Raw genomic sequence first — 22,524 nt, 5'->3', positions numbered from 1 at the left:
CATGCCGGTGCCACGCTTGGCACCGCCCCTTCACCAAAGGGCAGAGATTATCGTAAAAACCAGCGAGGCGGAGCTAACTCGCGAGCTTGTGCTTCACCAAGCCGGAGACCTTCCCGATGTCCGCCCTGCCCGCAAGTTTGGGCTTGAGGATCGCCATGACCTTCCCCATATCCTGCGGGCCCTTTGCTCCCGCCGCGGCGATCGCTTCGCTCACGTAAGCCGCGATTTGCTCTTCTGGTAGTGGCTGCGGCATGTAGCCCATGAGGATCTGGGCTTCGAACTTTTCGTTATCCGCGAGATCTTGCCGTCCGGCTGCCTCGAACTGGCTGATGGAATCGCGCCGTTGTTTGAGCAGTTTGTCGATGACCGCCAAGACCTGCTCATCGCTCAACACGATGCGCTCATCGATCTCTCTTTGTTTCAGCGCCGCGAGCAACAGGCGAATCGCGGATAGGCGCCCCGCTTCCTTGGCGCGCATCGCTGCCTTCATGTCTTCGGTGATGCGCTCCTTGAGACTCACGGATGAACCGGCGGATCCTAGAACATCCGAGGAGGCAATGTATGGCTGCGGATGCGCTTATAGTGGCGCTTCACTGCGGCGGCCAGTTTGCGTTTGCGTTCCGAGGTAGGCTTTTCGTAGAATTCGCGCGCCCTCAGTTCGGTCAAAAGACCTGTTTTCTCGACAGTGCGCCTGAAACGGCGCATTGCCACCTCAAAGGGCTCATTCTCTTTTACGCGTACAGTTGTCATCTACGTTGAACCTTTTAGCCAGGGCCTGAAATTGGAAAGCGGCGGAGTATATCAGAACTCTTTTCAGGCGCGTCTTCTAGAAATTTCTCTCAAAGTCATTTCCCTTGCTCGTTCTTGGCATCGAAACCTCCTGCGACGAAACTGGTGTCGCGCTTTACGACAGCACGCGCGGATTGCTGGCGCACGCCCTGCATTCGCAGGTGGCCATGCACCAGGAGTACGGGGGGGTGGTGCCCGAATTGGCTTCTCGCGATCACATCCGGAGGCTGCCATCTCTCCTCAACAAAATCCTGAGGGAAAGCAGCCAATCGCCGCGCGATTTGGACGCAATCGCCTACACGGCCGGACCGGGCTTGGCGGGCGCGCTGTTGGTAGGTGCCAGCGCGGCGCAAGGGCTCGCTTACTCCCTGGGAATTCCTGCCGTCCCCGTGCATCACCTGGAAGGCCATCTGCTTGCGCCATTTCTCTCCGGAAGCCCGCCACCATTACCCTTCGTGGCATTGCTCGTATCCGGGGGGCACACGCAATTGATGCGGGTCGCCGCCCTCGGAAGATACGAACTCCTCGGCGAAACCATGGACGATGCTGCTGGGGAAGCTTTCGACAAGACAGCGCAACTCCTAGGGCTGGGCTACCCTGGCGGTCCCGCGCTCGCAAGGCTCGCGGCCTCCGGGGATGCCTCACGCTACCGCTTACCCCGGCCGATGCTGCACAGTAACGATCTTCATTTCAGCTTCAGCGGACTCAAGACTGCGGTGCTCTCCACATTGCGCCGTGAAGCTACGGATCCTCAAGGCGCCGCGGACTTGGCGGCCAGCTTCCAAGACGCGGTGGCGGAAGTGCTAGCGGCGAAGACCACGGCGGCCATGCGAAGCACGGGAATCGAAACCCTAGTGGTGGCCGGAGGGGTGGGGGCTAATCAACGCTTGCGCGCCGTGCTGGACGAATCCGCACGCAAGAACGGCTTCACGATCCACTATCCGGCCCTGGAGTTTTGCACCGACAATGGCGCCATGATCGCACTGGCGGGTGCTCTCAGACTGGACGGGGCCTGTGCGTCCCTCTCCTTTGGAGTGCGCCCGCGATGGGACTTGGCGGACCTGCCGCAAATCTAGGACTTGTTCGCGAACACCTTGCTTTCCGTTCCGGCTCGCAACCGGCGCAGATTGCCACCGTGGCGCCAAAGGATCAGTAATCCCATCACGGAAACCGCCATCACCATCACGGCACTGGCGCTCAAGTAGGCCGCGACCGGTGCGGCAGCCACGGCAGCCACTACGCCTGCCAGGGAAACGTAGCGCGTAGCGCCCACGACGCCCAGCCAGACCGCCAACACTGCGATCCCTAGCATCCAATGAAAGGCCAGCAAAATCCCCAAGGCCGTGGCCACGCCCTTGCCACCCTTGAACCGAAAGAACACGGGATACAGATGCCCCAGGAAAGCCGCCAATCCCGTTAAAGCGATGCCGGTGGAGAGTTGGGAGCTCTCGGCCAATAGCACGTGCGCAATTCCGATGGCGATGGCGCCCTTGGACGCATCACCCAATAGGGTAATCAAAGCCGCCAGCTTCTTCCCGCTACGCAGTACGTTGGTGGCGCCGGGATTGCCGGAGCCATAGGTTCTCGGGTCGGGTAAGCCAAAGAGCTTCGCCGTCATCACGGCGAAGGACAGGGAACCCATCAAATATCCCAGAATGATCACGGCAACAGTCATAGCTATCCTCGCGGGTGGTGCTTGGCATGTAGTTGCTTCAAGCGCTCGCGCGCCACATGAGTGTAGATTTGAGTAGTCGAGATATCGGCGTGACCCAACAACATTTGCACCACGCGCAGATCCGCGCCGTGATTGAGTAGATGGGTCGCGAACGCATGCCGTAGCGTATGCGGGGACAACGCCTTGTGTATGCCGGCACTTTGCGCGTGGCGCCGAATAATGTACCAAAAAGCATTGCGCGCCATGGCGCCACCGCGCGCCGTAACGAATAAGGCATCGCTGCCGCGCGCTCCCAATAGGGCGGGGCGGGCCTCGCGCAGATAGCGGGCGACCCAATCCAAGGCTTCTTCGCCGACGGGGACCAGCCGTTCGCGATTACCCTTGCCCAGCACGCGCACCACGCCCATGTCATGGCTCAATTGGTTCATGGCGAGCGTGATGAGCTCGGTCACGCGCAAACCGGTGGCGTACAGTAACTCCAGCATGGCGCGGTCGCGCACGCCCAGAGGAGTATTCAGGCTGGGCGCGGCCAGAAGATTTTCGACATCGGCTTCGCTCAAACTCTTGGGCAACGCGCGCGGTAGCTTGGGGGCTTCCACTTGCAACGTGGGATCTTCCGCGCAAATATTCTGGCGCATCAGATAGGCGTAGAAACGCCGTAGCGCCGAAAGTTGGCGCGCCACCGAGCGCGGCTTGGCGCCCCCTTGCATGCGATGGGCAAGGTGAGCGAGGACATCCGTCCTGCCCGCTTCCACAAGGGTCTTCCGGCTGGACTTCAGCCATTGGGCAAACAGCAACAAGTCACGCCGGTAACTGCCGAGCGAATGGGGCGAGAGGCCATCTTCCAGCCAAAGAGCATCGCAAAAAGCGTCGAGCACGGGCTCGCTATCGATGGAGAGCACCTTCGTGTTGTAGCAACCAACGTTTGATATTGAGTGCCGTGCCCTCGGAGCGGGTATGCATGAATCCACCGATGCCATGGGCCGCCACCACGCGGTGGCAAGGAATGATGAGCGGAAAACGGTTCGCGCCGCAACAAGTTCCCACGGCACGGGCGGAAGTCTTGATGCTCTTGGCGATCTCTCCGTAGCTTCGGGTGCTGCCGCCGGGAATCATGGTGATGCGCTCCCATACGCTGCGTTGAAAGTCGGTTCCATGAATTTCATGGGGCAGTTCGAAGCGAAACCGAGCATCCCTGATGAAGGCGTGCAACTGTTTGGTCACTTCCTTGGCCAGGGCATCAAGGGGGGCAAGAGTCGCTGCTCCCAGCGGAAGATATTCCAGCCCCACCAGACGGTCGTGCTGCGTGCGCACGCCAATCACGGCGAATGGCAGCGCAACACACGCCGAGTATCCAGAGGTAAGCTCGCGGGGGGATTTCACCGGGCAAAAACTCTCGCGGTTCGCATGACTGAATTCTACCAACAGCGCCGCAGCCAATAAAAAAGGCGGCTTGCGCCGCCTTTTTTATTGGCTTCCCGCGATGCCATGGGCGAGTACTACTCAGCCATGACTTCACGCGCCGAAACTTTCTCGCGAATGCGCGCCGATTTACCGGAACGATCGCGCAAGTAGTAGAGCTTCGCGCGCCGCACGTCCCCGCGGCGCTTGACTTCCACGCTGGCGATCAGGGGCGAATAGGTTTGGAATGTACGCTCCACGCCCTCTCCCGAGGAGATCTTGCGCACGATGAAGCTGGAATTCAGGCCGCGATTGCGTTTGGCGATCACTACCCCTTCGTAAGCCTGCACGCGCTTGCGCTCGCCTTCCACCACGCTGACGTTGACGATCACCGTATCTCCGGCCGAAAACTCAGGGACTTTCTTGCCTAAGCGCGCGATTTCTTCCTGCTCGATCTTGCCAATTAGATTCATCTGACTTGCTCCGCTTTATTACCCGTTATCAAACGCGTTTCCGTAAAATCCGTTCCGCACTATACCAACGATCGCTTGGGTTCCGATTCATCCTGCCTGAACTCTTCCAGCAGGCGCATGTGTTCGGTGCTCAAATTCATTTTTGCCAGCAGCTCCGGGCGCCGGCGCCATGTGCGGCCCAAGGACTGCTTCAAGCGCCAGCGGTCGATATCCGCATGATTGCCAGACATCAGCACCGCCGGTACGGCCACATCTGCCCACTGCTCGGGCCGGGTGTAATGCGGGCAATCCAGCAGCCCATTGACGAAGGAATCCTGCGAGGCCGAGTCATTATCCCCCAGCACACCAGGAATCCTCCGGATGATGGCATCCATCAATACCATCGCGGGCAATTCGCCGCCAGACAACACATAATCGCCGATGGAAACCTCGTAATCCACCTGGGCTTCGATCAAGCGCTCGTCCACGCCTTCGTAACGGCCGGCCAACAATATCAGCCCGTCTAACTGCTCCAACTCGGTGACCAGCCCATGGGTAAGACACTTACCCTGGGGCGTGAGGTACACCACCTTGGTCTCTTTTCCCCCGGAGCTGCGTTGCCGCTGCTTCGCCGCCTTGATGGCCTTCGCTAATGGCTCGGCCATCATCACCATGCCCGGCCCCCCGCCATAGGGACGGTCATCCACCGCGCGGTAGGCGTTCTGGCTAAAGTCCCGCGGATTCCACAGCACTAGCTCGTAGACCGCCGCCTCGAACGCCCGGCGTGTCACGCCCGAACGGGTGATCGCATCGAACATCTCCGGAAATAGGGTGATGACATCGAAGCGCTTCAAAAGTCCGCCCCCCATTCCACGACCACCTTGCGCTCCTCCAAGGAAACTTCCCTCAAGATGGGAGCGACGAAGGGAATCAACCGTTCGCGCTCTCCGTTCACCACCATCACGCTTTGTGCCCCATTATCCGCCATGCGGGCGATGGTTCCGAAGGCAACGCCGTCGGTGTTCTTGACCTCCACCCCAATCAAATCGGCCCAATAGAATTCATCAGGACCACTCTTGGGTAATTCGTGCCTAGGGACTCCTACTTCGCAGCCTTTGAGCAGGGCCGCTTGTTCACGTACCGAGATACCTCGAAACTTGCACAACACGCTGCGGCCATGCACCGCAACCTGCTCCACTCCATACTGTTTGAAGGGTTCCTTGGCACCCACCCAGAAGACGGGATACCCCTCCAATCCAGAAGGCTCTCCCGTATAGGGCTGTATCTTGACCCAGCCCTGCACTCCAAAGGGGGCGGCGATGCGCCCCAACGGAACCAGGCGGTCAAGCGGGCTTGGCGGCTCGGCCAAACTGCTTCACTAAACGGGAAACCGTTGTGCTCAACTGCGCGCCATGGGTCTGCCAGTGGGAGACACGCCCCAACTCGATGCGCAGCGATTCGCGCCCTGCGGGTGCCTTGGGGTCGTAAAAACCCAGGCGCTCAATGAACCGGCCGTCCCTGGCATTACGCGAATCCGTAACGACCACATTGAAAAACGGACGCTTTTTCGCGCCACCACGTGCCAAGCGAATCACTACCATGGGCCTAGTCCTAATGTATCCGTTAAAAAAGCAAGGGGCGGGATTCTAGTCCCGCGACTCATTGGGATCAAGGCGAATTTGAGTCCCGAGGGTCCTAACCGAGCTATTTGCTGGCCGCCAACTCCGGTTTTCCCGCGTGGAATACCTGGTCGAGAAAAGTTACGACGACCTTGGTCAGCTCATCCTCCCGCCCTTCGAAGAAGTGCAGGGCGTCCTTGACCACGACCTGGTCGGAGCCCTTGATTTTCATGATCTGCTTTTTACGCTCATACGCCCCCACCTGGGTAATCTCCCAATCCTTGCCGCCGAAGACATCGAGCACCGGGATCTTGATGCGGAACATCTCCTCCAAGCCATTGATGATGCCGATGAAGACCCAAGCCTTCACGTCCGTCTTGTCCGCATTGATCAGGTACTGGTTCGCCATGGTGGCGCCCAGGCTGTGGGACACGATGGAAATGTTCTCGAATCCCTTGGCCTTCAGCCACTTCGTGGCCAGCTCGAAGCGCTCTGCCGCATCAGGGTAGGAGGGGATGTAGTCACCGATCTTGGCCCCGCCGCCCAGGATGGGTAGCTGTATGGAGAGCGTGCTATAGCCTTGCTCGGCGATCTTCTGCCGAAGTATCCCGTAGAGTTCGAAATCCGGACTCCAACCGCGGCCGTGGGCAATGATGACCGCGCCGCGTGGTTTTTCGGCTTCCGTGTAGATCGCGAGAAATTTGTGCCCCTCTTTCTGCTCGATCCAGAGGGCGTCGCCCACCAGGAGGCCAGGAACGATCTGGTCCGCCCAGCGTTTTTCACGGGCGTAATCCTGGGCGTGGACGCACCCCGCGCTAACGACCCACAACACCAGTACAAAAAACCACTTATTCAAATCACTTCTCCTTGCGCGGGGCCGCGCGTTCAGAGCATTCCCGGAATCATTCCCTTCATGGCACGCATCATCTTCTGCATGCCGCCCTTGCTCATCATCTTCATCATTTTCTGCATCTGCTCGAACTGGTTGAGGAGGCGGTTGACCTCCTGAACGCTTACGCCCGAACCCGTGGCAATGCGGCGCTTGCGCGAGGCTTTGATGAGCTCGGGCTTGCTTCGTTCCTGGCGCGTCATGGAGTCGATGATGCCGACGGTGCGGTAGATGACCTTCTCGTCCATCCGCGCGCCTTGAACAGCTTGCGTGATTTGGGCAGGCAATTTATCCAGCATCGCACCCATGCCCCCCATCTTCTTCATTTGCAGGAGTTGGCCGCGGAAGTCTTCCAGGTCGAAGCCCTTGCCGCTCTTGACCTTCTTGGCGAGCTTGTGCGCTTCCTCGGCGTCCACGTTGCGGTGCGCATCCTCCACCAAGGACAGCACATCGCCCATGCCAATGATGCGCGACGCCATGCGCTCCGGATAGAAGGGCTCGAGGTTGGGCAGCTTTTCGCCCACCCCGACGAATTTGATGGGCTTGCCGGTCACGTGGCGCACGGAAAGCGCCGCGCCGCCGCGGGCATCGCCATCTAGCTTCGTCAGCACCACGCCGGTGAGGGGCAATGCGTCCGCGAAGGCTTTTGCAACGTTCACGGCGTCTTGGCCCTGCATGGAATCCACGACGAATAACGTTTCGGCCGGATGGATGGCGGCGTGCAATTCGCCGATCTCGCGCATCATGGCTTCATCGATGCTCAAGCGTCCCGCCGTATCCAGGATGAGCACGTCATGATAATGGGTGCGGGCATGATGCAGCGCTGCTTGCGCGATGTGCAATGGGCGCTCGCTAGTTTGCGAGGGGAAAAAATCCGCGTTGACCTGCTTGGCGAGCGTTTGAAGTTGATCGATGGCGGCCGGCCGGTAAACGTCGCAACTGGCTAGCAGGACCTTCTTTTTCTGCTCGATCAGCATGCGCGCGAGTTTGCCCGAGGTGGTGGTCTTACCGGAGCCTTGCAGGCCAGCCATCAAAATGACGACAGGTGGCGTGGTGGCAAGGTTAAGCCCCTGGGCCGATCCGCCCATCACCGCCGTGAGTTCCTCGTACACGACGCCCACCAAAGCCTGGCCTGGCGTCAAACTCCCCACCACCTCCTGGCCCAGGGCCTTTTCCTTTACCTTGGCGATGAAATCCTTGACCACCGGCAGGGCCACATCGGCTTCCAGCAGTGCCATGCGCACTTCGCGCAAAGCGTCTTGCACATTGGCATCGGTCAGGCGCGCGTGACCGCGGAGTGTCTTGACGACCCCGGAGAGCCGGTTGGTGAGATTTTCAAACATGGGTAGCAGCTATCAGAGGAAACTTCTCGGGGAGATTCAGACGAGCGATGCGGTAGACTTGAACGAATGCCGGTGGCATCCACCCCCTGGCCCAACACCGAGATCAATACCGCTGGAACGATTCGATTCTAACGCATCCCTCCATCTCTCTACTGGTCTGCGCACTCTACGCCGCCCTGGGCGCGAGTCTTGGGCGCACGTTGTCGCGCCCGAACCGGCAGGCGGGTCTCCGGTGGCAACTGGCGGCGGCCGTGCCGCTGCTGGGGCACGCGTGGCTACTCGGCCAGGCCTTGTTCTCGGAAGGCGAAATGCGATTGGGCGTGGGCACCTCCTTGTCGCTGATCGTCTGGCTCACCGCATTGATTTACTGGCTGGCAAGTTTCCGGCAGCGCCTCGAGGGTCTGCAGGTGCTCATTTACGCTCTAGCGGCAAGCACGGTGCTCGCGAGCCTAGTATTACCCTCTGGCAAACCCCTCACCCATACACATCTTGGGCTGTTTCGCGTGCACCTGCTGCTGTCGCTGCTTTCCTACAGCCTCTTTACCATCGCCTCTTTACAGGCGCTGTTGATGGCCGCGATGGAACGCCGTCTTCACGGCGCCTCGCTACCCTTCTTCTTGCAGCATTTGCCTCCCTTATTGAGCTTGGAAACGTTGCTCTTCCGCATTCTGGGGCTAGGGTTCTTTCTACTCACGCTCTCCCTCGCCTCCGGGATGTTTTTCTCCGAGGAGTTATTCGGCAAACCACTTCAGTTCACCCACAAGGTCATCTTCGGAATATCGTCTTGGATCATATTCGCGTCCCTGCTGTTGGGGCGCTGGCTTTGGGGATGGCGCGGCCGGGTGGCCCTGCGCTGGACTTTGAGCGGGTTCCTCGCCCTCGTACTGGCATATCTGGGCACGAAGTTTGTGTTGGAGGTGCTGCTGCATCGCTAAAGCCGGGGATTGTCGTGGCGGCTGCGGAAATCCCAACTCAATTTTTCCTTCCCGGGGCCGATATGACTGCGCGAACCATCGATATCCCGCCTTTACAAAATGCCCGATCCAGAAGCGCCACCCATAGCAAGGCGCCCCATTAGCGCCCGCCTTTCCATTCATGTCGCAGCTAGGCGCGGGTCTTACGCCCCGCGCCTAGCTGTACCCGCTCGGTAGCCAACGTGACTACTCAGGCAGGACTGAGCGGGCTGGCACGCGCGATGGTCCAAAAAGGCATGCTCAAGGAACAAGAAGCCGAAGGCTTTCAATCCAAGGCCCACGCCGCGAACATCACCTTTGTGGAGCAATTGCTTCAGGCCAAGAAATTCGGCCAATCCGAAATCGCTACCTTTGCCTCCACCACCTTTGGCTTTCCCCTTTTCGATCTAGGATCCATGGATCCTGAGCAGCTTCCGGTGAAATACCTGGAAGCGAAGGTGCTTTCCGGCAAGCGTGCGCTCCCGCTGTTCACGCGCGGCAACCGGCTGTTCGTGGGCTTCTCCGATCCGACGCATCGCGCCGCCATGGATGAGCTCAAGTTTCAAACGGGGCTCCATATCGAGCCCGTTGTGGTGGAGGACGGTAAGCTCGCCACCTTGCTCGCCAAGGTCACCCAGGACGCAAGCGACGCCTTGTCGAGCCTGCTCGATGATGACAATACCTCGGACCTCGAGGATATGGTGGCGCATGAGGCCACACCGGAGGCCTCAAGCGCCGAAATAGACGATGCCCCCGTGGTGAAGTACATCCAGAAAACCCTATTGGATGCCATCAACCAGGGCGCCTCCGACATTCATTTCGAGCCCTATGAAAAGTATTACCGCATCCGCTACCGCACGGATGGCGAGTTGCGAGAGGTGAGCCAGCCGCCCCTCGCTCTCAAGGAAAAAATCGCCTCTCGCATCAAGGTAATTTCCAAACTCGATATCTCGGAAAAGCGCGTCCCGCAAGATGGGCGCATGAAACTCTTGTTGTCCAAGAACCGGGCCATCGATTTTCGGGTGAGTACGCTCCCTACCTTGCATGGCGAAAAGATCGTCCTGCGTATTCTGGATCCATCGAGCACCACTTTAGGAATCGAGGCCTTGGGATATGAGCCGGAGCAAAAGCAGGCCATGCTCAACGCCATCGGCCGCCCTTATGGAATGATCCTCGTGACAGGTCCGACCGGTTCCGGTAAGACCGTGTCCCTGTATACCTGCCTCAACTTGCTCAACAAACCAGGCATCAACATCTCTACGGCGGAAGATCCCGCGGAGATCAACCTGCCGGGGGTCAACCAAGTCAACGTGAACGACAGGGCTGGTCTAACTTTTGCGGCGGCGCTCAAGGCTTTCTTGCGCCAAGACCACGACATCATCATGGTGGGCGAGATCCGCGACCTGGAAACCGCCGAGATCGCCATCAAGGCCGCTCAAACGGGACATTTGGTGTTATCCACATTGCATACCAACGACGCCCCCACGACCCTGACTCGCATGATGAATATGGGGATTGCCCCCTTCAATATCGCCACTTCGGTGATGCTCATCACGGCTCAGCGTTTGGGGCGGCGGTTATGCCAGTGCAAACAGCCCGCCAAGATTCCGGCGGAGGCATTGCTAAGAGCCGGCTTTACCGAGGCCGACCTGGACGGGAAATGGACCCCATTCCGCCACGTGGGATGCGATATCTGTAGTGGCTCGGGCTACAAGGGCCGGGTAGGAATTTATCAAGTGATGCCTATCAGCGACGAGATCAACCGCATCATCATGAAGAATGGCAATGCCATGGATATCGCCGTGCAAGCCAAACGCGAGGGCGTGAAGGATTTGAGGCAGTCCGGTTTACTGAAAGTCAAGCAAGGCGTGACCTCGTTGGAGGAAATAGAGGCCATCACCAATGAATAAACACCGTTAGGAGTCACGACCATGGCAGCAGCCAACCCCGCTCTCAAGCGCCGCGAGATCAAGGAGCAAACCTACCAATGGGAGGGGCGCGACAAGGCTGGTAAGACGGTCAAGGGCGAAATGCGCGCCACCGGCGAGGCGGTTGTTCAGTCCTCGCTGCGCCGTCAGGGCATCTCCGTACTCAAGGTCAAGAAGCAACGCAGGAGCGGCGGCGGCACGGTCTCGGAGAAGGACATCACGCTGTTCACGCGGCAACTCGCCACCATGATGAAGGCAGGGATCCCCTTGTTGCAATCCTTCGATATCGTGGGAAAGGGCCACAACAACCCCGCGGTGAGCAAGCTTCTTTTCGACATCAAATCAGATGTGGAAACGGGAAGTTCGCTCACGCAAGCATTCCGTAAATACCCCCTTTACTTCGACCCGCTGTTCTGCAATCTAGTGGGAGCTGGCGAGGCCGCGGGTATCTTGGACAGCCTACTGGACCGGCTTGCGACTTACAAAGAGAAGATCCTCGCCATCAAGAGCAAGATCAAATCCGCGCTCTTCTATCCTATCTCGGTATTGGTGGTGGCCTTTGTCATTACCGCGGTCATCATGATCTTCGTCATTCCGGCCTTCAAGGAACTCTTCGATGGGTTTGGGGCGAATTTGCCTGCTCCGACGCTCGTGGTGATGGCCATGTCCGACTTCTTCGTCCAATACTGGTGGTTGATTTTTGGCAGCATCGGCGGTGGGTTCTGGTTTTTCTTCTACACTTGGAAGCGGTCCGCCAAGATGCAGGCGGTCATGGACCAGTTACTCCTCAAGGTCCCAGTCTTCGGTGACCTGGTTCGCAAAGCCACCATCGCCCGCTGGACCCGCACGCTGGCGACCATGTTCGCGGCAGGCGTACCCCTTGTCGAGGCCTTGGATTCCGTGGGCGGGGCCTCCGGAAATTACGTGTACTCACAAGCCACGAAGCGCATTCAGGGAGCGGTCAGCACGGGAACGAGCTTGACGGTGTCCATGCAGAATACCGAAGTGTTTCCCAATATGGTGACCCAGATGGTGGCCATCGGCGAGGAATCCGGCTCTTTGGACGGAATGCTGTCCAAGGTCGCTGACTTCTACGAGGCGGAAGTCGATGACGCCGTGGATGCATTGTCAAGCCTAATGGAACCCATGATCATGGTTGTGTTGGGAACGCTTATCGGCGGGCTGGTCATTGCCATGTACTTACCCATCTTCAAGATGGGGCAAGTGGTCTAGGGCAACGCGGCACGAAACCAAAGCCGGCGCGTTACACTGCGCCGGCTTTTTTTCGCCCCTTCTTCATGCCCTCTTCCTAACCCAAATCGAATTGAGCCCCATGAACTGGCTTTCGCCCCTAGCCAATGCTGCCCTTTATCCCTGGCTCTGCCTGGCGCTGGGGCTATGCATTGGGAGCTTCCTGAATGCCGTGATTCACCGGCTGCCCAAGATGCTTGAGAACGAATGGCGGCAACAATGCTCCGGACTGCTTGGAGAAACCATCCCGCCGGCTAGCCAATACAATCTGTGCGTACCGCGATCAAACTGCCCGGGATGCGGGCATCGAATTCGGGCATGGGAAAACATTCCGGTATTTGGCTACATCTTCCTGCGGGGTAAATGCTCGTCCTGTGGCAAATCCATTGGCCTGAGGTATCCGGCCATCGAACTGTTCACGGGGCTGGTGAGCGCCTACGTAGGTTGGCGCTACGGCGCCACTTGGGCGGGCGCCGGAATTCTCCTGCTTTGCTGGGCGCTCATCGCCCTGGCGTTCATCGACCTCGATACCCAACTCCTGCCTGACGATATCACCTTGCCCCTGCTCTGGGCTGGACTGCTGATTAACACCGCGGACACCTATGTGCCGCTTGCACAAGCAGTGACCGGTGCCGCCGCAGGCTATCTTGCCCTGTGGTCCGTGTACTGGCTTTTCAAGTTGGTCACCGGAAAAGAAGGCATGGGCTACGGCGATTTCAAATTATTGGCGGCACTTGGCGCGTGGTTAGGCTGGAAGATGTTGCTGCCGATCGTCCTATTGTCTTCGATCTCTGGAGCGATTGTAGGACTAGGATTGATCGTATTTGCCCGGCACGGACGCAACATTCCCATTCCCTTTGGTCCCTATCTGGTCTTGGGGGGGGTAGTTGCGCTATTCTGGGGCGATACCCTGCTTCGTGGCTACCTACCATTTCTGCTCTGATCTCGCGCCCGCCCTATGTAGTAGGCCTGACCGGCGGTATCGGATCGGGCAAAAGCGCCGCCGCGCAACGCTTTGCCCAACTGGGTGTCACGGTAGTCGATACAGATGCCATCGCCCATGAGTTAACCTCCGCCCAGGGCGAGGCCATGCCAGCTCTACGACAAACTTTTGGGCCGGAAATGTTCCACCCCAATGGAAATCTTGACCGCGCGGCGCTCAGGGAAAAAGTATTCACCGATAGCGCGGCGCGTAAGCAGCTCGAACTTGTCCTCCATCCGCTTATCCGCGAGGAAACCGCTCGCCAGATCGCTATAGCATCTGGAAGCTATGCCATTGTCGTGGTACCGCTGTTGGTTGAGAAAGGCGGCTATGCGCACTTGTACAACCGGGTCCTAGTAGTTGACTGCCGGGAAGAGACGCAACTTGCCCGAACAATGCAACGCAGCCGCCTCGCCGAGCCCGAGGTGAGGGCCATCATGGCCACCCAAGCCTCCCGCTCGGCGAGGCTTGCGGCCGCCGACGACGTGATATCGAACGAAGGCACCCTCGATGAACTCCACGCGCAAGTTGACCGCCTGCACGTAAGCTACCTCGAGTACGCCCGCCTCGCACCGGGCGATGGGGACCCATCGCGTAATTAGTTTACTTTTGCTCCCATTTTGAGGAATACTTGGCGCCGTTTAAGAACCGGCACTAACCAACCACCTTCGTGATCTACTACGAATTCCCCCTTAGTGAAAGAGTCCGCACGTTCCTTCGCATGGATGACCTGTACGATCGCGCGGAGTTTTTTTCCGCCAAGGACGAGCCTCCCCATCACCATGCGGCGATGCAGGTGGTTTTCGAGATTCTCGATGTCGCGGGGCGAGCGGATTTGAAATCCGAGTTGATGCAGGACTTGGAGCGGCTCAGGCAAGCCCTCGGGTCGCTGCGAACGAATCCGGCGATCTCCGAGGATGCCCTGCGCGGCCTGCTGTCGGAAATCGAAGGCGCGATAGCCGGTCTATTTCAATCTTCCGGCAAGACGGGGCAGGAGTTGCGCGAGAACGACTGGCTCATGGGAATCAAGCAGCGCGCCGCCATTCCCGGCGGAGTGTGCGAGTTCGACTTGCCGACTTATCACTACTGGCTACACGGCAGCGCCGAGCAGCGGCGCAACGATCTGCGCGGCTGGCTGAGCCCCTTCCAGCCCCTGCGCTTGGGCATCAACATCGTTCTGCGCATACTGCGCGACAGCGGCCGGGGTTCCAGCCAGACCGCGACACAAGGGGTTTTTCAGCAAATGATGAGAGGGCGCACCGCCCAGCTCGTTCGAATCAAGGTGGAAGACCAGTACGAGTGCGTTCCCGAAGTTAGCGCGAACAAATATGCCCTCAACATTCGCTTTACTTCGGCTACCAGCGCGACACGCGCGAAGCTCAGCTTGACCGACGTCCCCTTCGAACTCACCTTTTGCAACTTCCCGGACGGATGGAGCCGGTAACGCCCAAACCCGCGCGCACGGTTAGTTGCCCGCATTGTGGCCGGCCTGCCCTGTTCGCGCCTTCCAACCGTTTTCGGCCTTTTTGCTCGGAGCGTTGCCGGCTGATCGATCTCGGTCAATGGGCCACGGAGTCCTATCGCGTGCCGGAAAAACCGGACCCGGACAGCACACCAAGTAGCTAGGCGCTGCCCCAAGCCGCTCGCAACATCGCAATCCCGTGCGCGCCCAATCTCCAGGCTTCAAGTAGATCCGAGGAATTCAATCCCCCCACGGCATAGACCGGAAGCGGATAGCCGTGAATGAGGGCGCCGAATCGCTCCCATCCCAGCGCTGCCTGGCCAGGATGGCTAAGCGTGGGGTGCACAGGCCCGAGCACGACATAATCCAAATCCAGGCGAACGGCCTGGGCGAGTTCGGCATGATCATGGCAAGAAGCCCCGCACCACTTCAGATCCGGGCGCCGCGTGGCCGACATCAAGCGCTGGGAGCTCAGATGAACGCCGTCGGCATTGAGCTTTTGTGCAAGGGATGGGTCTGCGTTGACCACCATTAGCGCGCCAGCACTCCGGCAGCGGTTCAAGACTTGGTGTCCGTATGCTAGTAGGGCATCTTCCGGCCAGGACTTCTCGCGCAACATGACGAAGCGCAGACCGGCCGAAAGGGATTGGTGCAGGCGTTCGCCAAATGCGGCGGCACCTAACTGCGTTGCCTGAGAAATCCCAAGTAGAGTAGGCAACTCCAAGGCACGAATCACCGGCCCGTTAGCAGGCAGCATGGGCGCCACCCCCGGCGAACCGCCTTGCTGCCAAGTAATATTCTGGAATTCCCGGCACACGAATTCCCCCCGCCACCGCAAAATACGAAAAAACCGTAGCCGTACGCTAGCGTGCTCGTAGAGGTGGGTACGCGTTATCCAAGGATAGTATTCAAGCGGCACGATGCCGAGTTCTTCTTCCAGCTCGCGTACCAAGGCATGGGCCGCGCTCTCACCCGATTCGGCCTTTCCACCGGGAAATTCCCAATAACCCGCGTAGGGTTTGCCCTTCGGGCGCTGCGCCAGTAGGAAGCAGCCATCATCGCGAAGACAGATCCCCGCGGAGACTTCGGTGGCCGGCCGCTCGGTCAAGGTCTGGTGCCGTGCCGGCCCGCCCAATCTCGCGCGAAATGCCAGGCCACGCGCCCGCTGCGCGATCCGCGCATGAGCGCCCATTGCAAGGCTTCTAGCCGCACTTGCTCGTTGTGCGGATCGGGCGCACCCAACCGCCGCAGCCAATGGTGCACGATGGCCAAGTACTCGTCCTGGTCGAAGGGATAGAAGGAGACCCACAGCCCGAATCGCTCTGACAAGGAAACCTTTTCCTCCACTGTCTCGGAGGGATGAATTTCATCGCCCACGTAGCGAGTTTCCAAATTCTCCCGCATGTACTCCGGCATGAGATGACGCCGGTTCGAAGTGGCGTAGAGCAGCACGTTTTCCGGAGTGGCCGCCACCGAACCATCCAGCACCGCCTTGAGTGCCTTATAGTCGGGCTCGTCGGCTTCGAAGGACAGATCATCGCTGAACAAAATGAAGCGATATGGTTGCCGGACCAATATCTCGATGATGTCCGCCAAATCCAGCAAGTCGTTTTTTTCCACCTCCACCAAACGCAAACCGCGCGGAGAAAACTCGTTCAGCACGGCCTTCACCAGCGAAGATTTTCCGGTGCCGCGCGCGCCAGTGAGCAACACGTTGTTGGCCGGACGCCCCTCCACGAATTGCAGGGAGTTACGCGCTACCAGCTCGGCTTGCCGGTCAACGCCCTTGAGATCATCCAGGCGTATGCCGTGAGGTGAGCTCACGGCTTCGAGACCGCCCCTCATGCCACGCTTACGCCAGCGAAATGCGACGGACGCCGCGAAATCGAGCGGCGCCTGAAGCGGTGGGAGCAAAGGCTCCATCCGGTCCAAGAGCGCGTCCAACCGCATGATGAAGGAATCCAGAGTGCCCGTGGGTTCCATGCGCGGATTACGTCCTGTATTCCGCGTTGATCGTGACGTACTCGTGCGAAAAATCGCAAGTCCACACCTGTGCGCTGGCCTCCCCACGGTGTAACACAACGCGTACTTCGATCTCATCTTGTTGCATGACGCGCTGGCCATCTTCTTCCCGGTAGCCCGGATCGCGCCCGCCCTTGCAGGCGACCCGCACATCGTCCAGATAGACTTCCAGCGCCGATACGTCGAGATCCTCGATGCCCGCATTGCCAATGGCCGCCAAGATCCTTCCCAAGTTAGGATCGGAAGCGAAAAACGCGGTCTTGACCAGCGGGGAGTGAGCGATGGCGAATCCGATGCGCTTGCACTCCTCCCGGGTACGCCCGCCTCGCACGCTGAGAGTGATGAACTTGGTGGCGCCTTCGCCATCGCGTGCCATCGCCTGGGCAAGTTCCACGCATACTTCCGTGAGAGCCCGTGTGAACGTTTCGAAGGAATCACTTTGCATACTTTCGATGTTCACGCCGCTTTTTCCCGTCGCCATGAGAATGAAGGAGTCGTTGGTGGAGGTATCTCCATCCACCGTCACGCAGTTGAACGACTTCTCGCATGCTTCGTGCAAAGCGTGCTCCAGGGACGCATTCGAGAGCCTGGCGTCGGTGGCCACGTACGCCAGCATAGTGGCCATGTCGGGATGAATCATCCCCGAGCCTTTGGAGATACCCGTGATGCTCACGTGATGCCCATCGATTTGAACGCGGCGAGAAGCGGCCTTGGGAACCGTGTCGGTGGTCATGATGGCTTGCGCCGCGCCCGCCCAAGCATGGGTCTGCAGATTGGCAATCGCCGCGGGTAATCCCGCGATGATGCGGTCCGCCGGCAGCGGCTCCAATATCACTCCCGTGGAGAAGGGCAAGATCCGTTCGGGGTCCGTTCGTAGTCGCTTCGCAAGGGCGTCGCAAACCTCGCGCGCCCGCGCTATACCATCATCCCCCGTGCCGGCATTGGCATTGCCAGTATTGATGACAAGCGCCCGGATACCGCGCGCGCTCGCCAAGTGTTGCTTGGCAAGGATGACGGGCGCGGCGCAAAAGCGGTTGCGCGTGAACATGCCGCCCACTTCGCAGTGCTCGCTCAATTCGATCACGAGAAGGTCCTTGCGGTGAGCCTTGCGCACGCACGCCTCGGCGGTGCCGAGCCGCACCCCTTCTATGGGATAAAGCGTTTTCTCGCTGGCGGGAAGAAGATTTACGGCCATGCGGAATTACTCAAGCGAGCTTGCCATGGCATTGCTTGTATTTCTTGCCCGAACCGCACGGGCAAGGATCGTTGCGGCCCACCTTGCCACCACCTCGCACGAAGGGCTTTGGCTTGCGCTCGCCTTCCGCGGCCTCGGGAGGCGTCTCATCTTCTTCTACATTCTCGGTCTCGGCGAAATCGGCATGCTGGTAACGCACGTTGCTCAGCTCGACGGGCTCTTCCACCGCTTCCACGTCTTCCTGGCTGCGTATTTGCACCGTGATCAGCACTTTCGTGACTTCATTTCGCACTGCGTCCAGCATGGCGGAAAATAGCTCGAAGGCTTCGCGCTTGTACTCTTGCTTTGGGTTCTTCTGCGCATAACCGCGCAGATGAATACCTTGGCGTAGATGATCAAGCGCGGATAAGTGCTCGCGCCAATGACTGTCCAGGGTTTGCAGCATGACACTGCGCTCGAACTGGTGCAGCCCCTCGGCGGGAACGGTTTCCATGCGGGTACGGTAGTGCGCGTGCCCTGCCTCGATGATCTTGGCGCGGAGCGACTCTTCATCGAGACTTTCGTCATCCTTCAACCATTGCTGGATGGGTAGATCCAGCAAGAATTCCCCCGCCAAGGTCTTCTCCAGTCCGGCGGTATTCCATTGCTCTTCGACGGACCCCGGCGGCACGAATTCGTTGATGGCGTCATTGAGGGTTCCCTCGCGCATCGCCACGATAGCCTCGGTGATGTCCTTGCTTTCGAGCAATTCGTTACGTTGCTGGTAAATGACGCGGCGCTGGTCGTTGGCTACGTCGTCGTACTCGAGCAGCTGCTTGCGGATATCGAAGTTGCGCGCCTCCACTTTGCGCTGCGCATTCTCGATGGCGCGCGTCACCCAGGGATGCTCGATGGCCTCGCCTTCGGGCATCTTGAGCTTGTCCATGATCATGCGGACGCGGTCGCCGGCGAAAATGCGTAGCAACTGGTCGTCCAACGACAAATAGAAGCGGCTCGATCCAGGATCGCCCTGGCGGCCGGAGCGGCCGCGTAGTTGGTTGTCGATGCGGCGTGACTCGTGGCGCTCGGTGCCGACTATGTGCAGGCCACCGGAACCCACCACTTGGTTATGCAATACCTGCCAGTTCTCGCGCACTGAGCGAATCTTGGTTTCTTTTTCCTCGCTGGACAGACTTGCGTCCTGGCGAATCGCGCCGATCTCGGGCTCTGGATTTCCTCCAAGCACAATGTCCGTTCCTCGGCCCGCCATGTTGGTGGCGATGGTGATCATCTTGGGCCGGCCGGCCTGCGCAATGACTTGGGCCTCGCTCGCGTGCTGTTTGGCGTTCAATACCTGGTGCGGAAACTTCTCCGAATCCAGGAATTTGGACAGTTCCTCGGAATTTTCGATCGAGGTCGTCCCCACCAGAACCGGCTGCCCGCTCTCGTAACACGCCTTGACGTCGGCCAAGATTGCTTGCTGCTTCTCTTGCTTGGTTTTGTAGACCTGGTCCATGCGGTCTTCGCGCACCATGGGCATGTGCGGCGGAATGACTACCGTCTCCAGGTTATAGATCTGCTGGAATTCGAAGGCTTCCGTATCCGCCGTGCCAGTCATGCCGGCCAGATTCTTGTACATGCGGAAATAGTTCTGAAAGGTGATCGACGCGAGGGTTTGGTTCTCCCGCTGAATGCGCACCACTTCCTTGGCTTCCACCGCTTGGTGCAAGCCTTCTGACCACCGCCGCCCAGGCATCAATCGGCCCGTGAACTCGTCCACGATGATCACTTCGTTGTTTTGCACGACGTAGTGGGTGTCGCGGCCGTAAAGCGAGTGCGCGCGCAAGGCCGCGTAAAGATGATGCACCAAGGTGATGTTGGATGCATCGTAGAGGCTAGTGCCTTCCGCGAGCAATCCTGCCTTCTCCATCAGCTCTTCGGCGCGTTCGTGGCCGGCCTCGGTGAGCAGCACCTGGTGAGCCTTTTCGTCCACGCTGAAATCGCCCGGGCCGTTCTCCTCGGCCTGCTTGGTGAGTTTAGGCACGAGCGCATCGATCTTGAGATAGAGATCGGTGGTGTCGTCCGCCTGGCCGGAGATGATAAGCGGTGTGCGCGCCTCGTCGATCAAGATGGAATCCACCTCGTCCACGATGGCATAGTTCAGCCGGCGCTGGGTACGGTCGGCTGTCTGGTAGACCATGTTGTCACGCAGGTAGTCAAACCCGAATTCGTTGTTGGTGCCGTACGTGATATCCGCGGCGTAGGCCTTGCGCTTGGCGTCCTGGCGTTCTTCGTGGCTAAGTTCGTGAAAGGGTAAGTTGACGCCAACGCTCAACCCTAGATATTCGTACACCTGCCCCATCCAGGCCGAGTCACGAGCCGCCAGATAGTCGTTCACCGTCACCGCGTGCACACCCTCTTGCGCCATGGCATTCAGGTAGGCAGGGAGCGTCGCCACCAACGTCTTGCCCTCCCCGGTTTTCATCTCCGCGATCTTGCCGTTATGCAACACCATGCCTCCGATTAACTGCACGTCGAAGTGGCGCATGTTGAGCACGCGCTTGGCGGCCTCGCGCACGACCGCGAAAGCCTCGGGCAAGAGCTGGTCCAAGGTTTCTCCCTTTTGATACCGGCCGCGGAACTCATCGGTCTTTTCGCGCAGCTGGCCACCAGACAGCGCTTGCATCCCGGATTCCAGCGCGTTGATGGCGCGTACCGCAGGCGCGTAGCGCTTGATGAGGCGCTCATTACGGCTTCCGAATACTTTCTTTAGCAGCGAGACAATCATCCAATTATTCCAAGCGGGCAAATTTTCGAATTAGATTCTGGCACACGCTAGGGTGCCGTGGACGGCCGCCTCGGAAACAGCGAGGGGCGGGGGACCTTGCGATCCCCCGCCCCTCGCGCGATGTGCATCCCGGCTAACTGGGCGACTTCAGAAAGCGCAATGGATTGAGCGCCACGCCCAGCTGCCGGACCTCGAAATGCAGGTGAGGACCCGTGGATCTGCCGGTATTACCCACATCGGCAATCTTGCTTCCTGGTACTACCACGTCGCCGACCTTCACCAACAATCGCGACGAGTGCGCCTTACCGGGTGATAAGGCCGTTACCATGATCAATCTCAATCATCTTACCATAGTGAGGATGCACGTCGGCGAAAACTACGGCGCCGCCAGCCGCCGCTAATATGACAGCGCCCTCTTTTGCCACGAAGTCAATCCCTTCATGGAAGGTGTTATGTCCAGTGAAGGGATCGATGCGCCAGCCAAAATTCGAAGAGTAGAACCCGCCGGGGAGCGGCTTGGAGGATGGTACGAATTGCTTCTGAGCGCTTGAGCTGGTATAGGCCGCGTCGAGTATTCCCATGCGATCGGATTGCTGTTCCATCGAGAGCGACAATTCATCTATCTTGCGCTTCAAATCTCCCATGCTCACCGCCCCACCGGCCGCGCCGGGATCCGCTCCGCCTTGGCCAGGAGGCCGGTCGAACTGGAATTCCTGAGGTTTCATTCCGGCCGCCTTGGACAAGCGCTCCCCGACGGTATTTAGCCGCAGTATGTGAGCTTGCAACTCTCCCAATTTCACCGCCATGGAATTTAGGCTGTCTCTGACATAGGTTTGCGCGCGCTGGGTTTCGTGAGCCTGCGCCCCCCGCACCATTTCCTGGAGCAGGGGATCGCGATCCTCCACGGCGTGCCGAAGCACGAAATAGTAGGCCGCGCCGAACAATACGGCGCCTGGAAGGGCGATCGCGATTCCGATCATCGCGACCTGCCCAAGGGAGAGGGTAAGGGTCCGAGATCTCGAGAACCGGTTGGAGACTAGAATAATATTCATTGTTCCCCCAATCGAGTAGTTGAACATGGGTCCATTACGATCTATCGGTCATGTGCTGGATTCCTTGACCGGCATCCGCTCCACGATGGAACGGGTAAAAACTCTCGTTGCGATGCAAAATCGCTACGTTACCGCTGTCGCGCCGGAGCTTGCCGCACGCAGCCAGATTTCCCATGAACAAGCGGGAATCCTTTTTATCCAGGCCGGCACGGCGGCAGTGGCGGCGAAGCTGCGGAACCTCGCACCCAGGATATTGCAGGAACTACGAGTATGGTGGCCGAACCTTACTGGAATCCAGATCAGCATGCAACCCAGCACCCACCGCCGCGACGCCAAGCGGACCCCCGCGGCCCTGAGCGAATTTAGCCGGGCTCAGTTACAGCACTTAAGCTCGAAACTTCCCGCCGGAGATCTTAGGCACGCCGTGACCCGCTTAAGCCGCCGGTAGTCACAGAACGATCCGCTCCACCGCAAGCAAAGCGAGGGCGATCAGTATCAGAATGACGCTGTATTTGCCGATCTGCCAGGCGAATCGCAGGTAGGCGCGGTTCTGGGTAAAAAAGTAAGTGACCACCGATGCGGCGATAGCCGCCAACACCAGAAATCCGAGAAGCCTGAGTACGACGGCACTCATGGCCGGGGATCAACTAGGCAAACTGGCTTTGCAGGGCCACGTAGGAGGGCGCTTGCTTGTCTTCCTCGAAGCTTACGTACTCCCAGGCGGAACGAGTCTCCAACAGGGCT

Annotated in this window: 25 protein-coding genes and 1 pseudogene; 9 read left to right on the top strand and 17 right to left on the bottom strand. The window is 59.1% G+C overall.

The genetic code is table 11. From position 1 onward, the window contains the following. Nucleotides 1–73: 73 nt before the first annotated feature. Complete coding sequence (locus tag EXR36_08005; protein MSQ59574.1) at nucleotides 74–520, bottom strand: GatB/YqeY domain-containing protein; 447 nt, start codon at nucleotides 518–520, stop codon at nucleotides 74–76. Nucleotides 521–537: 17 nt separating this feature from the next. Beyond that, nucleotides 538–750 (bottom strand): 30S ribosomal protein S21, encoded by a 213-nt coding sequence (locus tag EXR36_08000; GenBank protein ID MSQ59573.1) that lies wholly within the window; start codon nucleotides 748–750, stop codon nucleotides 538–540. Between the two features lie 104 nt (nucleotides 751–854). On the opposite strand from EXR36_08000, the gene tsaD reads away from it, so the two are divergent. Beyond that, the gene (tsaD, locus tag EXR36_07995) at nucleotides 855–1,865 is read left to right on the top strand and encodes a tRNA (adenosine(37)-N6)-threonylcarbamoyltransferase complex transferase subunit TsaD (GenBank protein MSQ59572.1); all 1,011 of its coding nucleotides are present in this window, start codon (nucleotides 855–857) and stop codon (nucleotides 1,863–1,865) included. Here tsaD and plsY read toward each other — a convergent pair. From plsY to EXR36_07950, 9 genes are all read right to left on the bottom strand, one after another. Continuing rightward, a complete protein-coding gene (plsY, locus tag EXR36_07990; GenBank protein MSQ59571.1) occupies nucleotides 1,862–2,464 on the bottom strand; it encodes a glycerol-3-phosphate 1-O-acyltransferase in 603 nt (200 codons plus the stop codon). The genes tsaD and plsY overlap by 4 nt on opposite strands. A 2-nt stretch (nucleotides 2,465–2,466) precedes the next feature. Further along, a complete protein-coding gene (gene xerD, locus EXR36_07985) occupies nucleotides 2,467–3,444 on the bottom strand; it encodes a site-specific tyrosine recombinase XerD (GenBank protein ID MSQ59570.1) in 978 nt (325 codons plus the stop codon). After that, nucleotides 3,350–3,847, bottom strand: a complete 498-nt coding sequence (locus EXR36_07980; protein MSQ59569.1) for a methylated-DNA--[protein]-cysteine S-methyltransferase — start codon at nucleotides 3,845–3,847, stop codon at nucleotides 3,350–3,352. Before EXR36_07980 ends, xerD begins: the two co-directional genes overlap by 95 nt. Nucleotides 3,848–3,963: 116 nt before the next feature. Further along, on the bottom strand, nucleotides 3,964–4,338 hold the full coding sequence (locus EXR36_07975; protein ID MSQ59568.1) for a 50S ribosomal protein L19: 375 nt from the start codon (nucleotides 4,336–4,338) through the stop codon (nucleotides 3,964–3,966). Nucleotides 4,339–4,397: 59 nt separating this feature from the next. Continuing rightward, on the bottom strand, nucleotides 4,398–5,186 hold the full coding sequence (gene trmD, locus EXR36_07970) for a tRNA (guanosine(37)-N1)-methyltransferase TrmD (GenBank protein ID MSQ59567.1): 789 nt from the start codon (nucleotides 5,184–5,186) through the stop codon (nucleotides 4,398–4,400). Then, entirely contained in the window at nucleotides 5,168–5,686 is a 519-nt protein-coding gene (rimM, locus tag EXR36_07965) for a 16S rRNA processing protein RimM (protein MSQ59566.1), read from the bottom strand. Before rimM ends, trmD begins: the two co-directional genes overlap by 19 nt. Beyond that, nucleotides 5,661–5,918: a 30S ribosomal protein S16 gene (locus EXR36_07960; GenBank protein MSQ59565.1), complete on the bottom strand. Its 258-nt coding sequence runs from the start codon at nucleotides 5,916–5,918 to the stop codon at nucleotides 5,661–5,663. Before EXR36_07960 ends, rimM begins: the two co-directional genes overlap by 26 nt. A gap of 103 nt (nucleotides 5,919–6,021) precedes the next feature. Next, nucleotides 6,022–6,792, bottom strand: a complete 771-nt coding sequence (locus EXR36_07955) for a DUF3530 family protein (GenBank protein MSQ59564.1) — start codon at nucleotides 6,790–6,792, stop codon at nucleotides 6,022–6,024. 29 nt (nucleotides 6,793–6,821) lie between these two features. Then, the gene (locus EXR36_07950; protein ID MSQ59563.1) at nucleotides 6,822–8,168 is read right to left on the bottom strand and encodes a signal recognition particle protein; all 1,347 of its coding nucleotides are present in this window, start codon (nucleotides 8,166–8,168) and stop codon (nucleotides 6,822–6,824) included. Between the two features lie 251 nt (nucleotides 8,169–8,419). On the opposite strand from EXR36_07950, the gene EXR36_07945 reads away from it, so the two are divergent. From EXR36_07945 to yacG, 7 genes are all read left to right on the top strand, one after another. Then, nucleotides 8,420–9,103 (top strand): cytochrome C biogenesis protein, encoded by a 684-nt coding sequence (locus EXR36_07945; protein MSQ59562.1) that lies wholly within the window; start codon nucleotides 8,420–8,422, stop codon nucleotides 9,101–9,103. Between the two features lie 260 nt (nucleotides 9,104–9,363). Further along, nucleotides 9,364–11,031, top strand: a complete 1,668-nt coding sequence (pilB, locus tag EXR36_07940) for a type IV-A pilus assembly ATPase PilB (protein ID MSQ59561.1) — start codon at nucleotides 9,364–9,366, stop codon at nucleotides 11,029–11,031. Between the two features lie 21 nt (nucleotides 11,032–11,052). Further along, nucleotides 11,053–12,282 (top strand): type II secretion system F family protein, encoded by a 1,230-nt coding sequence (locus tag EXR36_07935; protein ID MSQ59560.1) that lies wholly within the window; start codon nucleotides 11,053–11,055, stop codon nucleotides 12,280–12,282. Nucleotides 12,283–12,382: 100 nt separating this feature from the next. Then, the gene (locus EXR36_07930; GenBank protein MSQ59559.1) at nucleotides 12,383–13,243 is read left to right on the top strand and encodes a prepilin peptidase; all 861 of its coding nucleotides are present in this window, start codon (nucleotides 12,383–12,385) and stop codon (nucleotides 13,241–13,243) included. Then, complete coding sequence (locus tag EXR36_07925) at nucleotides 13,240–13,884, top strand: dephospho-CoA kinase (GenBank protein MSQ59558.1); 645 nt, start codon at nucleotides 13,240–13,242, stop codon at nucleotides 13,882–13,884. Before EXR36_07930 ends, EXR36_07925 begins: the two co-directional genes overlap by 4 nt. A 68-nt stretch (nucleotides 13,885–13,952) precedes the next feature. Further along, nucleotides 13,953–14,726, top strand: coding sequence for a cell division protein ZapD (gene zapD / locus EXR36_07920; protein ID MSQ59557.1), 774 nt, complete (start codon nucleotides 13,953–13,955; stop codon nucleotides 14,724–14,726). Then, nucleotides 14,714–14,908 (top strand): DNA gyrase inhibitor YacG, encoded by a 195-nt coding sequence (gene yacG / locus EXR36_07915; GenBank protein ID MSQ59556.1) that lies wholly within the window; start codon nucleotides 14,714–14,716, stop codon nucleotides 14,906–14,908. Before zapD ends, yacG begins: the two co-directional genes overlap by 13 nt. On the opposite strand, the gene EXR36_07910 is transcribed toward yacG, so the two are convergent. The 5 genes and pseudogenes from EXR36_07910 to EXR36_07890 all read right to left on the bottom strand — a co-directional run bounded on the left by EXR36_07910 (nucleotide 14,905) and on the right by EXR36_07890 (nucleotide 21,780). Then, complete coding sequence (locus tag EXR36_07910; protein MSQ59555.1) at nucleotides 14,905–15,936, bottom strand: Nudix family hydrolase; 1,032 nt, start codon at nucleotides 15,934–15,936, stop codon at nucleotides 14,905–14,907. The genes yacG and EXR36_07910 overlap by 4 nt on opposite strands. Then, nucleotides 15,849–16,727 carry an ATP-binding protein gene (locus EXR36_07905; GenBank protein ID MSQ59554.1) on the bottom strand — a complete coding sequence of 293 codons (879 nt, stop codon included), beginning with the start codon at nucleotides 16,725–16,727 and terminating at the stop codon, nucleotides 15,849–15,851. The genes EXR36_07910 and EXR36_07905 overlap by 88 nt, the downstream gene beginning before the upstream one ends. A 7-nt stretch (nucleotides 16,728–16,734) precedes the next feature. After that, nucleotides 16,735–17,961, bottom strand: coding sequence for a bifunctional glutamate N-acetyltransferase/amino-acid acetyltransferase ArgJ (gene argJ, locus EXR36_07900; GenBank protein MSQ59553.1), 1,227 nt, complete (start codon nucleotides 17,959–17,961; stop codon nucleotides 16,735–16,737). A gap of 10 nt (nucleotides 17,962–17,971) precedes the next feature. Beyond that, complete coding sequence (gene secA, locus EXR36_07895) at nucleotides 17,972–20,728, bottom strand: preprotein translocase subunit SecA (protein ID MSQ59552.1); 2,757 nt, start codon at nucleotides 20,726–20,728, stop codon at nucleotides 17,972–17,974. A 133-nt stretch (nucleotides 20,729–20,861) separates the two neighbouring features. Next, nucleotides 20,862–21,780, bottom strand: a pseudogene (locus EXR36_07890) (M23 family metallopeptidase). 25 nt (nucleotides 21,781–21,805) lie between these two features. Between EXR36_07890 and EXR36_07885 the strand changes: the two are divergent. Further along, complete coding sequence (locus EXR36_07885; GenBank protein ID MSQ59551.1) at nucleotides 21,806–22,228, top strand: DUF721 domain-containing protein; 423 nt, start codon at nucleotides 21,806–21,808, stop codon at nucleotides 22,226–22,228. On the opposite strand, the gene EXR36_07880 is transcribed toward EXR36_07885, so the two are convergent. Beyond that, the gene (locus EXR36_07880; protein ID MSQ59550.1) at nucleotides 22,229–22,414 is read right to left on the bottom strand and encodes a hypothetical protein; all 186 of its coding nucleotides are present in this window, start codon (nucleotides 22,412–22,414) and stop codon (nucleotides 22,229–22,231) included. Nucleotides 22,415–22,524 lie beyond the last annotated feature (110 nt).

This window comes from Betaproteobacteria bacterium (assembly GCA_009693245.1).
Lineage (GTDB): Bacteria > Pseudomonadota > Gammaproteobacteria > Burkholderiales > SHXO01 > SHXO01.
Note: the sequence above shows the minus strand (reverse complement) of the source record. Positions and strands in the feature narration are given on the sequence as shown.

Coding starts and splice junctions, on each gene's coding strand:
- EXR36_08000 (MSQ59573.1), bottom strand. CDS start 750: ATGACAACTGTACGCGTAAAAGAGAATGAGCCCTTTGAGGTGGCAATG.
- plsY (MSQ59571.1), bottom strand. CDS start 2,464: ATGACTGTTGCCGTGATCATTCTGGGATATTTGATGGGTTCCCTGTCC.
- xerD (MSQ59570.1), bottom strand. CDS start 3,444: ATGGCATCGGTGGATTCATGCATACCCGCTCCGAGGGCACGGCACTCA.
- EXR36_07975 (MSQ59568.1), bottom strand. CDS start 4,338: ATGAATCTAATTGGCAAGATCGAGCAGGAAGAAATCGCGCGCTTAGGC.
- trmD (MSQ59567.1), bottom strand. CDS start 5,186: ATGGGGGGCGGACTTTTGAAGCGCTTCGATGTCATCACCCTATTTCCG.
- EXR36_07960 (MSQ59565.1), bottom strand. CDS start 5,918: ATGGTAGTGATTCGCTTGGCACGTGGTGGCGCGAAAAAGCGTCCGTTT.
- EXR36_07950 (MSQ59563.1), bottom strand. CDS start 8,168: ATGTTTGAAAATCTCACCAACCGGCTCTCCGGGGTCGTCAAGACACTC.
- pilB (MSQ59561.1), top strand. CDS start 9,364: ATGGTCCAAAAAGGCATGCTCAAGGAACAAGAAGCCGAAGGCTTTCAA.
- EXR36_07935 (MSQ59560.1), top strand. CDS start 11,053: ATGGCAGCAGCCAACCCCGCTCTCAAGCGCCGCGAGATCAAGGAGCAA.
- EXR36_07930 (MSQ59559.1), top strand. CDS start 12,383: ATGAACTGGCTTTCGCCCCTAGCCAATGCTGCCCTTTATCCCTGGCTC.
- yacG (MSQ59556.1), top strand. CDS start 14,714: ATGGAGCCGGTAACGCCCAAACCCGCGCGCACGGTTAGTTGCCCGCAT.
- EXR36_07910 (MSQ59555.1), bottom strand. CDS start 15,936: ATGGGCGCTCATGCGCGGATCGCGCAGCGGGCGCGTGGCCTGGCATTT.
- EXR36_07905 (MSQ59554.1), bottom strand. CDS start 16,727: ATGGAACCCACGGGCACTCTGGATTCCTTCATCATGCGGTTGGACGCG.
- argJ (MSQ59553.1), bottom strand. CDS start 17,961: ATGGCCGTAAATCTTCTTCCCGCCAGCGAGAAAACGCTTTATCCCATA.
- secA (MSQ59552.1), bottom strand. CDS start 20,728: ATGATTGTCTCGCTGCTAAAGAAAGTATTCGGAAGCCGTAATGAGCGC.
- EXR36_07885 (MSQ59551.1), top strand. CDS start 21,806: ATGGGTCCATTACGATCTATCGGTCATGTGCTGGATTCCTTGACCGGC.
- EXR36_07880 (MSQ59550.1), bottom strand. CDS start 22,414: ATGAGTGCCGTCGTACTCAGGCTTCTCGGATTTCTGGTGTTGGCGGCT.